This window comes from uncultured Chitinophaga sp. (assembly GCF_937898475.1).
Classification (GTDB): domain Bacteria; phylum Bacteroidota; class Bacteroidia; order Chitinophagales; family Chitinophagaceae; genus Chitinophaga.
Genome location: NZ_CALEJS010000016.1, coordinates 436,063 through 448,559 on the forward strand (window position 1 = coordinate 436,063; position 12,497 = coordinate 448,559).

9 protein-coding genes are annotated in these 12,497 nt (G+C 50.1%); 6 read left to right on the forward strand and 3 right to left on the reverse strand.

Translation table 11 applies throughout. The features are described 5' to 3' along the window. Window positions 1–58: 58 nt before the first annotated feature. On the forward strand, window positions 59–685 hold the full coding sequence (locus Q0577_RS11660; protein ID WP_298736362.1) for a polysaccharide deacetylase family protein: 627 nt from the start codon (window positions 59–61) through the stop codon (window positions 683–685). A 179-nt stretch (window positions 686–864) separates the two neighbouring features. On the opposite strand, the gene Q0577_RS11665 is transcribed toward Q0577_RS11660, so the two are convergent. Continuing rightward, window positions 865–1,746, reverse strand: a complete 882-nt coding sequence (locus Q0577_RS11665; protein ID WP_298736365.1) for a hypothetical protein — start codon at window positions 1,744–1,746, stop codon at window positions 865–867. Between the two features lie 119 nt (window positions 1,747–1,865). Between Q0577_RS11665 and Q0577_RS11670 the strand changes: the two genes are divergently transcribed. The 5 genes from Q0577_RS11670 (at window position 1,866) to Q0577_RS11690 (ending at window position 8,968) form a co-directional block, all read left to right on the forward strand. Beyond that, a complete protein-coding gene (locus Q0577_RS11670; protein WP_298736368.1) occupies window positions 1,866–2,636 on the forward strand; it encodes a TatD family hydrolase in 771 nt (256 codons plus the stop codon). A gap of 45 nt (window positions 2,637–2,681) precedes the next feature. Further along, a complete protein-coding gene (locus tag Q0577_RS11675) occupies window positions 2,682–3,713 on the forward strand; it encodes an asparaginase (RefSeq protein WP_298736370.1) in 1,032 nt (343 codons plus the stop codon). A 134-nt stretch (window positions 3,714–3,847) separates the two neighbouring features. Next, a complete protein-coding gene (locus tag Q0577_RS11680) occupies window positions 3,848–5,875 on the forward strand; it encodes a gliding motility-associated C-terminal domain-containing protein (RefSeq protein ID WP_298736373.1) in 2,028 nt (675 codons plus the stop codon). Between the two features lie 181 nt (window positions 5,876–6,056). Further along, entirely contained in the window at window positions 6,057–7,070 is a 1,014-nt protein-coding gene (locus Q0577_RS11685; protein ID WP_298736374.1) for an AraC family transcriptional regulator, read from the forward strand. Window positions 7,071–7,954: 884 nt separating this feature from the next. Beyond that, a complete protein-coding gene (locus Q0577_RS11690) occupies window positions 7,955–8,968 on the forward strand; it encodes an AraC family transcriptional regulator (RefSeq protein WP_298736376.1) in 1,014 nt (337 codons plus the stop codon). Between the two features lie 86 nt (window positions 8,969–9,054). Here the strand turns inward: Q0577_RS11690 and aqpZ are convergent, their stop codons facing one another. After that, the gene (aqpZ, locus tag Q0577_RS11695) at window positions 9,055–9,762 is read right to left on the reverse strand and encodes an aquaporin Z (RefSeq protein WP_298736378.1); all 708 of its coding nucleotides are present in this window, start codon (window positions 9,760–9,762) and stop codon (window positions 9,055–9,057) included. 59 nt (window positions 9,763–9,821) lie between these two features. Further along, the gene (locus Q0577_RS11700) at window positions 9,822–12,419 is read right to left on the reverse strand and encodes a glucosidase (protein ID WP_298736380.1); all 2,598 of its coding nucleotides are present in this window, start codon (window positions 12,417–12,419) and stop codon (window positions 9,822–9,824) included. Window positions 12,420–12,497: the final 78 nt, after the last annotated feature.

A 12,497-nucleotide genomic window follows, 5' to 3' on the forward strand; every position in this document is an offset into this window, starting at 1 on the left:
CGCAAAGGTAGTAATTTAGTTGTCAGCTGTTGGCTATTGGCACTATAAACGAATACGCATGTTCTATCTCACAAAAACACCCGGCATCCTGAAAGCCCTCTACCCCGGCTGCACCTGGCAGCTCTCTCCGGCCCGCCGGGCGGTGTACCTTACTTTTGACGACGGCCCCCACCCGGAGGCTACTCCCTTCGTGATGGAACAGTTGAAGAAATATGACGCCAAAGGCACTTTCTTCTGTATCGGCAAAAATGTGGTAGCGCACCCGCAGATCTACCAGCAGCTATTAGAGGAAGGTCATGCCGTAGGTAACCATACCCATAACCACCTTAACGGCTGGAAAACAGGCACCCGTAAATACCTGGAAAATATACTGGAAGCAGGTAAATATATTCAGTCTCCCTTGTTCAGGCCCCCTTATGGCCGTATAACACCCTTCCAGGTAAAGAAACTAAAGGATACCATCCCCGGCGCCAGGATCATTATGTGGGATGTATTAAGCGCCGATTTTGACACCAGCCTCACCGGCGAAGCCTGCGTGCAGAACGTAGTGTTCAGGGCACAACCCGGATCAATTATCGTATTTCATGACAGCGCCAAAGCATGGGACCGCCTTTCGTATGCCCTTCCCCGTGTGCTGGAATATTGTAAGCAACAACAATGGGCCATGGAGGCTATACCGGGGTAAATAGTAAATACCAAGTACAAATACCAAGTACCAAATACCAGATAGCAAGATTCAGGTTCAGCCCGGCAATACTGAAAACAGCAGATCCCAAATTCCAGACTGCGGAAACTTCCGGCTATCGTTTGGAATTTGGGATCTGTTGCTTGTGTTCTGGAATTTGATACTTGGTACTTGGAATTTTACTTCATAAGTATGCCTTTCACTTTGTCGCCGATGCTGATAGTAGCGGAGTCGTCGCAAAGACCGGCGCCATAGTTGATGGTGGCGGTGATCTGGTCAATGGTAACATCGGCAGTACCTTGTCCGATCCACGCGCATTTCAGGGCTTTTACCAGCGGTTCTTTAACAGTATAGGTAACACTGCTGCCACCGGGTAAAGTTAAGGTAGCGGTACCTGTTCCACTGTATATATCATCATTTGTATAGAGCGGCGTGGCGGCACCATCTGTTTGTGTAATGGTCTTATTGCTGGTATAGCCGAAAACCTGTGAGTCCAGTGTCAGTTTACCGTCAATCACTTCTGTTTTATAGCTGAAACCGTTGGAGTTGCTCAGGTTGGTAATTATTTTTTTACCTTCTAGTTTGATACCGTTCACCGTATAGTTCTCCGGCTCAATCGTAACAGTAGCACCAGGCAGCAGGATAAAATTGCTGATGGTCAGGTGTACTTTACCCGTGCGTACACGGCCATCATCACCTGCACATTGGGTACCGAAGTCCATGGTCAGCTCTTTAGGCCATCTGCCCGGCGTAGCATCGTCTACGGTAGATACCCAGCAGGTACCTATTTTCCCATTTTTCTTGTCCCGGGGGGCTAAACGGGCATCAGACTGGTAACCTTCAGCTTCTGCACCCTGCAGCGCCACATCGAACAGGTCATCATACAATGCACTGGCCTGCGCTTCATAAGTGGCGGCGGCAATCGCTTTATTATCATTTTCATCGGTCTTGGGATCCGCAGCGCCGTCGTTACTTTTGCTGCATGCAAAGAAGATAGTAGCTACTGCCACCATCGTGATAACCACGGCAAAAATGCGATTGAAACAAAAATTGCTTTTCATGAGGATAGTTTTTCTTAGGACTTTACCTTTGTGCCAAGGTTTAATATGATATTACGATTTTTACAAATTTAAATATTTTCTATTAAATATTCATCCTATTAACGTGTTAATTGAATATTATGTTGTGGATTGATACCCATGCGCATTTATACGGGAAAGAATTTAACCAGGACAGGCCCGGAATGATAACCCGGGCGCTGGAAATGGGTGTGCATAAACTGCTGTTACCCAATATAGACAGTCATTCTATTGAGGGCATGCTGGCCCTGGAAGAAGCGTATCCCGGTAAATGTTACGCCATGATGGGACTGCACCCTTGCTATGTAGATGAGCAGGTGGAAACCCAGATGGCCCTGGTGCGGGAATGGCTGGCTAAACGGTCCTTTATTGCCGTGGGAGAAATAGGACTGGATTTTTACTGGGATAAAACCCATGCCGCCCTGCAGCACCAGGTGTTCAGGGAACAGCTGCAGCTGTCTAAACAATACCAGCTGCCCGTGGTGATCCATAGCCGCGAAAGCACGCGGCAGTGTATAGATGAAGTAAGATCATTGCAGGATGGTTCCCTCAGCGGCGTGTTCCACTGCTTCTCCGGCACCCTGGAAGAAGCCCGCGAGGTAATAGACCTGGGTTTTTACCTGGGCATCGGCGGGGTGGTCACATTTAAGAAGTCCGGACTGGACAAGATCGTTGAACAGGTTGACCTGCAGCATATTATACTGGAAACAGACGCCCCTTACCTGGCGCCGGTACCTTACCGTGGCAAAAGGAACGAAAGCGCCTATATCCCCCTCATCGGGCAGACTGTCGCCAATGTAAAAAATCTAAAAATTGAGGAAGTGGCTGCTATAACCACGAGCAATGCCCTTAAATTATTCAAATCCATTTAATTGATTAGTGGATACCTTTGCGCCACAATCCAGGTGTTTTAGAGAATGAGCAAAATTCTGATTATCTATACGGGCGGTACGGTAGGCATGATCTTCGACGAAAAGACAAAAGCATTACGCCCGATCGGCTTTAATGAGATCCGAAACAATCTGCCGGAACTGTACCGGATGGGGATCGACTTTTATGTATACGCCTTCAACCCGCCGATAGATTCTTCAGATATGCAGCCCGAGATCTGGGTAGAACTGGCCTCCATTATAGAAGACCGTTACGACCGCTACGATGGCTTTGTGATACTGCATGGTTCAGATACCATGTCTTTCACCGCCTCCGCCCTCAGCTTCATGCTGGAGAATTTGTCCAAACCGGTGATCCTCACCGGCTCACAGCTGCCCATTGGCAAGATCCGCACAGACGCCAAGGAAAACATCATCACCGCCATGGAAATTGCCGCTACCCGGCAGAACAGCCATGCCATGGTGCCCGAAGTCTGCATCTATTTCGACTTTTCCCTGTTCCGCGGCAACCGTTCCAAGAAATATAACGCCGAAAAGTTTGAGGCCTTCTACTCCATGAACTACCCGCCCCTGGCAGAAGCGGGGATCGATATCAAATACAAACACCAGTTCATGCTCAGCCATCCCGCTGCACCGCTGAAGGTGCACAAGAATATGGACGATAATGTAACGGTGCTGAAAGTATTTCCCGGCATTACCCGCAAAGCGGTAGAGGCTACGCTCAGCGTATCCGGACTCAAAGGCGTGGTACTCGAAACCTTTGGTAACGGCAACGCCAATACGCAACCCTGGTTTATCGATGCCCTCAGGAAGGTGATACAACAGGGCGCCATCGTGGTAGACATTACCCAGTGCGATGGCGGCTCTGTTGAACTGGGCCGCTACGAAACCAGCCAGTACCTCAAGGAAATAGGCGTGGTCAGCGGTCACGATATGACCTTTGAAGCCGCCATCACCAAACTGATGTTCGTACTGGGACAGGAACTGCCGGTGGAAGAAGCCAAGAAGATGATAGAAACACCGCTTCGCGGAGAACTGACGCCTATTGTTATTGATTAATGACAAACTGATAAACGCCCATCATCCTGTAACTTCTTTCTTCCCTTAACCGTTTACCTGTCAGCACCCTTGCTGACAAAAATTATCCTTATTTTTATATATTTTCATCCCAAAGCCGTCTGATCGCCACAACAATGAAATACGTCCTCTGGCCCCTGTTAATATTCTTTGCTACTGTGCAGCTCCATGCGCAGGTAGTTACTCCCTGTACCACCATTGGCCAGACGCCGGAAACAGCGTTCCCTGTATGTGGCGAGAAAAAGTTCACCCAGGTAGCCGTACCCGTGTGCGGCGGCAGGCTCATTCCCACGCTGAACTGCCCTGCCTATCATGCAGACGTAAACCCCTTCTGGTACAAATTCACCTGTTACAGCACCGGTACCCTCGGCTTTACCATTACGCCGCATGACCTTTCTGAAGATTATGACTGGCAGCTGTTTGATGTGACGGGCCGTCCCCTGAGCGAAGTATATACCAATAACGCCCTCTTTGTTGGATCCGGCTGGTCTGGCGAAGGCGGCGTTACCGGCGCTTCTGATGCAGGTACCCAGCGCGAAGTATGTGGCGGCTACGGCAACCCGCTCTTCAGCTCCATGCCCACCATTTACCAGGGGCGCGACTACCTGCTGATGATCAGCCATTTTGACTCTACACAAGCCGGTTATGATCTTGAATTTGTCAGAGGCACCGCCAGTATAACCGATCCCGTTATGCCGCAGATAGAACGCGTAACCTACGATTGTACCACGCCTGCCCTGCTGGTAAAATTTAATAAACGCCTGCAATGCAGCAGCCTGGCCGCCAATGGCAGCGATTTTGCCCTCACCGGTTCTCCCGGTGCAGTGATCACCGGCGCCCGGGGCGCTACCTGCGGCAATGGCTTCGACTTCGACTCCGTTGTGATCACGCTGAGCGGCCCCCTGCCCGCCGGCAATTATTCGCTTAACATGAAGCACGGTACCGATGGCAACAGTGTGCAGGATCCCTGCGGTAATAACGCCGGCGGACCCGCCAACGGCGTACCGCCCACACCGTTTGCCGTGGCGCAGCAACTGCCTTCATTACCGGATCATGTAATGCCGCTGAGCTGCCGCCCTAACCGGATAAAGATCGTATTGAACCAGCCAGTACGCTGTAGCTCTATTGCTGCCAACGGCAGCGATTTTACCCTCAGCGGATCCACGCCTGTAAGCATAAGAAGCGCTGCAGGGAACTGCAATGCCGGTTTAACAGATACCATTGAACTTATACTGTCTAACACCATATTAACCGCCGGCGCTTATCAGCTTACCCTGCGCAACGGCAGCGACGGTAATACCCTGCTCAGTGAATGCTGGCAGGCCAGTCCCACGGGCAGTAGCCTTCGCTTCAATACCGCCGATACCGTGAACGCAGACTTTACCTATACCATGAGCCTGGACTGTGAATACGATACCCTGCGGCTCAGCCACCCGGGTAATAACGGCGTTAACAGCTGGCAATGGTATTCTGACGGAGAGGCTTTCAGCACCGAACAAAACCCTGTTAAAACATATTCCGTTTTCGGGCAGCATACTATCAAACTCACCGTGTCTAACGGTACCTGCAGCGACTCCGCTACTACGGGTATCCTGCTGGATAATGAGCTCAACGCGGCATTCTCCGCTTCAGCAGATATTCTTTGTCCGCAGGACGCTGTCAGCTTCACCAACCAAAGCTCCGGCAAGAACATTGTTGGCTACCGCTGGATCTTTGGCAATGGTATCATGACTACCGGCGCCAACCCGCTGCCGCAAACCTATCCCCAGCTGAAAGATGAACGCGACTATCCCGTCAGCCTCATTGCGCAAAGCGCCATGAACTGTTTTGATACCGCTACGCATTTCATTAAGGTAGTGCCCAGCTGTTATATAGATGTACCTACCGCCTTTTCTCCCAATGGCGATGGCATTAACGATTACCTCTACCCGCTGAACGGCTATAAGGCCATTAACCTGAAATTTGCCGTGTACAACCGTTTGGGACAACTGATATTTGAAACAAACGACTGGCGTCATAAATGGGATGGCACCCTGGGTGGCCGCCCGCAGGGTATTGGCACCTATGTATGGATGCTTTCTTACACACACAAGGAAACCGGGGAAAAAGTATTCAAGAAAGGTATAACCGTACTGGTTCGTTAACCTGCTTTCCCCACTTGCCACATTGCTGTTTTGCCGCCACTGCAGCTTCATTTCAGCAGTATTTAATTAATATTGCGCTCATTAGGTTTTTAATGCGCATGTAAGGGTACCATGCCACATGCGGAGGACCGGCTGTAGTATAGCAACATAGCAAGGCCCTTTCAACTATAATTCGAAACTGATGGATATCTTGATCAACCCCAGGCAAACGGAAGATCCGGGTAAGGATGTACCTGTACCTGCTCATCTTCAGCAAGACCTGGCGCCCTGGGGTTCGTGGCAGTACCGCCAATATGCATTCGGCCACATATTAACCCAGTCTTTCCTGCATAAACACTATCGTATATACATCTACCGTTTCCTGATAGATACACCGGTGCATCTGTATTTTTCCTGCAGCCTGCCCACCATTGCCTTAAGGCATATGCTCTCCGGACAGGTATTTGCAGATGTGGCAGGCTTCGGAAAGGTATTGCTGGAGCCCTTACGCTACGGGCTTATCTATCTGCCCCAGGGCATGAACAAGGCCTGGTTTGAAGCCGGAACGGCAGAATCGCTCCATATGGAGCTGGAGTATACCTGGCTGGAAGAGATGGCAGAAAGCAACCATGAAATAGCCGGGTTGATGCACCGCGTAACCAGCGCCAGTAAGGAAGGCAAGATGTTAGCCCCCGCCCCGCTGGATTACAATGTACAGGAAACACTAAGCTCCATACGCAGCAGCCGGGAAACAGGCGGCTACCTGCTGATGGAATTTAAAACCGGTATCCTGAAAATACTTACCAGCTACGGTAAGGCTATCAAAGAGCAGGAGTATTTTGAGGCCCTGCCCAATGTACCGGATAAAGAGCTGCTTATCAGCATTCATGATACAATCAGGAGCAGTCCCCGTATACAGTATACGCTTGCACGACTGGCCAAGCAGCACCACATGCATGAGAAAACGCTGAGCAGGCATTTTCACCGGCTGTTCAATATCAGCCTGTCGGCCTACGTACAGGAGCAATGCATGGCCCGCGCCTGGTTCCTCATTTCCACTACCAGCCGGCCCCTCACCGAGATCGCCAATGAACTGGGCTATACGGAGATCAGCAATTTTAACCGTGCCTTCAGGCGGTATTACCGAATGTCCCCCCAGGCCCTCCGCAACGCAAAATTGTCCGGAAATGATCCGGAGAATGTACTGCCCGGATAAGTGGTTTTTGTGCTTTTATCAGCAATTTTATGCCAGGTCAAAAACATGTGCACCTCAATATTCACCCGAACACGGCTAAGCGCATAAGCTTTCAATTATATATAAGGCGACTCACGCCTGGTTCCGTTGTTCCCTCCGGCAGCAGGCGCCCATCACGCTGAAGGGGTGGGTACTGCTCCGGTAAAAACGGTTTTTCATCGCTTTCAGTCAACACTCAGCTAGGTTCACTACCTAATGGTGTCTTTATGGTTATTTGAACATATATTGCAGGTTCTGCCTTTCCAGGTGGAACATTTTCCCGGCAATTTCTTGTCCGGTTTACCCCCTTTCCCTGTCTTTTAGACCTGTTTTTTGCTGTTTTACCGCCTGTTTACCGGGTATTACCCGTATGAACCCCTACGCCAAACAGGGCTGAAACCTAGTACAGGCTTATGTATGATAGGAGATGTCTCCTATATATTCCCTTATTGATCCCTATCTCATCCCTTGTTTATCCCTTCTTTTATAGGAACGGAACATCAAGGTAAGTACATGCAATAGGGAACGAATAAGAATGGGATCTCCTAAAAAACCGCCTGGCGCTCCCATGAAGGTCGCGGTCTCACCATGACCAGTTTACGCTTCCGGAGTGCAGGAAATGCATTAACCCGGCAGCTTGGATGAAAACTTGCCGTGAAATAATCTTTCGGATAAAAATCTGTGGCGCGGAATGTGCCGTATATATCTCAGAAAGACACGCGCCCGATTGATTTGTTTGTTTCCACCTGAGTTCTGATAATGGGAATGCCACCAAAACGGAGCAGGCCCTGTTCATCTCTGCCAAACCTGCAACCAGCCCCTGTATTATGGAACAAGGCCATTTATCGCATTAAAAAACCAGCGTTATGGAACAACAGTCAACACCCTCTTACGAAAAGTTATTGCTGATTGAGCGCGATGACGATAAGTATACCCCCTTATCCGAGATCCCGGAGGAGTACCTGAAACTCATGCTACCTTATTTCCGTGCTTATTTTTACCAGGATGAGGATTGCGACATGCTATGTCAGCATATCCGGGTCAACGAGTTTTCCATCTGGGGGCATGATATCCTGGCCAAGAATTACATTGTACTGAAACCGCGTACGCACCGCCACATCATTGCCCTGCACTACATGCAGGAAGATCCTATAGACGCGGTAATAGACCGTATGGGGCCTTTCAGGCTGAAAACAAAAGAGGTGAACCTTTTCAGCCTGCATGCAGATTTTCATAGCGCTGCGCTGGATCTGGGATGTAAGATCTTCAGCTTCCATATCAACGTAAGACCGGAAACATTACCGGAACTGGCTAAGAAATATCCTGAGCTGCAGCACCTGGCACAATTGCAGCTGGATGGCATAAACGGCCCGCTGAACCTGGCCCCTTATGAAATCAATGATGTGTGCTCCAGGATGCTGAAACGCATATTCCGCTGCAGGTATGTGGAGCTGCAGGCAGCATGCTTCCTGTACCGCTGCTGTGTGGATCTTTTCCGGAACTTCGCCATACAGGACGCCCGGTTCCGGCTGGCTAAAGAAGGGGGAGAGCCAGTCCCCACCAATGACAGCCTCATAAAACAGGTGTTCAGCTACGTAGAGGCCAACAAACGGGAGCCGCTTACTCTTGAAATACTGTCCGGCGTATTTGGCATATCAGCGACTGCACTGAACACCGGTTTTGAACGCACCTACGCTACCTCCCTGAGCGATTACCTGCTGCAACAGCGCATGTACAACATATACTACCAGCTCTTAAAAACAAAGGCCAGCCTTAGCAGCATCGCCTACAAAAACGGTTATCCCAACAGGCGCGCCATGGTAGCTGATTTTACAGCCTACTTTGAACACGATCCTGTGAGGATAAGAAATGCACAGTGATAGAGCTGTTGGCTATTAGCTGTTAGCGGTTAACATGGAGATAACATTGATCCATCCGCGTTAATTGCTAACAGCTAATAGCTTAGTTAGTAGCTAGCAGCTGTTTCCTTATCTACCAGTTTCCATATTCCAGCGCCTAACAGTCCGCCGATGATGGGGCCCACAATGAACACCCACAGGCTGGATAACGCTGCGCCGCCAGCAAAAAGAGCGGGGCCGATACTGCGTGCCGGGTTTACAGACACGCCTGTTACCGGGATGCCTACAATATGGATCAGCGTCAGGGAAAGACCGATGGCGAGGCCGGCGAAACCGCCGTTGCTGTTATTCCTGCTGGTACTACCATGCACCACTACCAGGAAGATGGTGGTTAACACGATCTCCGCAATGAGGCCACTGCCAAGGTTATACCCATCCGGCGAGCCTTCTCCCACACCATTCTGTCCGAGGCCATTGGCCGCCAGTGAATAATCTGCCTTGCCCTGCGCAATAAGGTAAAGGATACCTGCACCCGCAATAGCGCCGATGATCTGCGCAATGATATAGGCGCCTGCATCCTTACCGGAGATCTTGCCGGTAGCCAGCATTGAGATTGTGATAGCGGGGTTGATATGACATCCTGAAATATGACCGATAGCATAAGCCATCGCCAACACAGATAAGCCAAATGCAAAGGCAATGCCCAGGAAGCCAACATGCTTGCCTGCCAGTACGGCGCTGCCGCAGCCCATTAATACCAGTACGAGGGTACCAAACAATTCTGCAATGAACTTTTGAGATAACGTAACTTTCATAGATAGCTTTTTGGAAGTATTAAACAACCAATAAGCAGGAAGTGTTCACTGCAAATATTTTATCTGCCCAGCAGCTTTACCACCAGTGCTGTCCACCCGGTTTGATGGGCGGCTCCGTAGCCGCGGCCATTATCGCCATGAAAATATTCATAGAACAGGATATAATCCCTGAAGTGCGGGTCCTGCTGCATTTGTTCATAATCGCCAAACACAGGCCGTTTGCCCTGTTCATTGCGTAAAAAAAGGCGTGTAAGGCGTTTACTCAGCTCATTGGATATTTCCCTGAGCGTAAGGTATTCACCGCTGTTGGTAGGATATTCTACCTTGAAATCATCGCCGTAGTAGTGATGAAAATGCCGCAGGCTTTCAATGATCAGGTAATTGACCGGCATCCATACGGGGCCGCGCCAGTTGCTGTTACCTCCAAACATAGCGGTATTGCTTTCTCCCGGCGTATAGGCAACGGTAAACAGTTGTCCGTCCATCCAATGCTCACACGGATGCTCTTCATGGTATTTGCTGAGAGAACGGATGCCATAATCGCTGAGGAACTCTGTTTCATCGAGCATGCGCCGCAGGATTCTTTTCATGCGATGGCCGCGTAACAGGCTTAAGAGGTGCTTTCTGCCGCTTTTCACTTCATACCAGCGGCTCACGAGGTTGGCCAGATCAGGCCTGTAGTTCAGGAACCAGTCCAGCCTTTCCGTAAACTCCGGTTGTGTCTTAAAGATCTCTTCATCCAGTACGGCAACGGCAAATAAGGGAATGAGGCCTACCATGCTTCTTACCTTGATGCGCTCCACACCATCGTTCACCATCTTCAGCTGATCGTAAAAGAAACCATCTTCATCGTCCCAGAGGCCATGGTCTTTTTCGCCCATTAAACTGATGGCCCCTGCTATATACAGGAAATGCTCAAAGAATTTGGTGGCCATATCGGCATACACCTTATTGTATTTAGCCAGTTCCAGGGATATACGCAGCATGTTCAGACAGTACATGGCCATCCAGCTGGTGCCATCTGCCTGCTCTATGTAATTGCCGTTGGGAAGCGGCGCAGTTCTGTCGAAGATGCCGATGTTATCCAGTCCAAGGAAGCCGCCTTCAAAAATGTTATTGCCGTTGGCGTCCTTGCGGTTCACCCACCAGGTAAAATTGAGCAGTAATTTATGGAAGATAGATTCCAGGAAAGGCACATCTTCTCTGCCATTTTCTTCGCGGTCTATCTGGAAAACGCGCCAGGCCGCCCAGGCATGAACCGGGGGATTAACATCGCTGAAAGCCCATTCATAGGCAGGCAGCTCTCCGTTGGGATGCATGTACCATTCTTTGGTGAGCAGGCTTAGCTGCTCTTTGGCAAAAGCCGCATCTACCATGGCCAGCGGCAGGCAGTGAAAGGCGAGGTCCCACGCGGCATACCAGGGGTACTCCCATTTATCGGGCATGGAAATAATATCCTCGTTATTGAGGTGTTTCCAGCTGGTGTTACGGCCGTTAAGGCGTTGAGCAGGCGGCGTTGGCTGCCCGGGATCTCCTTTCAGCCATTGGTCTACGTAGTAGTAATAGAATTGCTTGTTCCATAAAAGCCCTGCGAAAGCCTGCCGTTGTACCAGCTTTTCATCTTCCAGCAGGCCGGGTTGCAGGTCCTGGTAGAAAGCATCCGCTTCCTGCTGGCGGGTAGTGAATACCTGGTCAAAATCTCCGAAGGGATGATCTGTTTCACCTTTTACCAGTCGTAAACGAATGCAGCGGCTGCCGCCTGCTTCAATGCTCATCTCATAATTGGCGGCGGCTTTGGTGCCGTTCTTTTCTTCGTTTACGGCGTGGGTATGCCCATGAACCAGGTAATCGTTGATGCCGTCTTTATAGAAGCGCTTACCATCCTGGAAGTTAAATAAGCGCGGATAGTTGGTTTCGTTGTCGGTAAATAATATTTCCGGGTTGTCATCGCAGTACAGGTGGTAATTGCCCAGCTTTTTATGCCCGATGTGGAGACTTTCCTTTGCTGTTAATGTAATGAAGGGTAGTTCCTCATCATACCCCCATGACCAGGTATTGCGAAACCAGATGGTGGGCAGCACATGGAGTGCGGACGTATCTTTTCCGCGGTTGTGAATGGTAAGCCTGATGAGGAGGTCTTCCGGGCTGTTCTTGGCATACTCGATGAAGATGTCGAAATAGGCGTTGTTGTTAAAGATGCCGGTGTCCATCAGCTCAAACTCAGGCTCCTGGCGGGAGCGGCGGCGGTTCTCTTCTACCAGCAGGGTATAGGGAAATTCCTGCTGCGGGTATTTATACAGCATCCGCATATAGGAATGTGCGGGGGTATTATCCAGGTAGTAATACAGCTCTTTTACATCTTCGCCGTGATTGCCTTCATGGCCGTTCAGGCCAAAGAATCGCTCTTTGATGATGGGGTCTTTCTTATTCCAGAAGGCGGGTGCAAAACAGAGCAGCTGCTGATCATCGCTGATGCCGCCAATACCTTCTTCTCCCCAGCGCCAGGCTTTACTGCGCGCCATATCGTGCGTGGTGTATTCCCATGCGCGGCCGTCCTCGCTGTAATCCTCCCGTACAGTACCCCACTGACGGGCGGTTACATAAGGGCCCCATTTTTTCCAGTCTTGCTGTTGCAGCCTTGCCTTCTCTTTGTTCATCGCTAATGTATTATGATCTGTAAGGGACCATCATAGCAGGAGTGTTCCGTCTATGGGTACGATATTGGCGAAGGTACG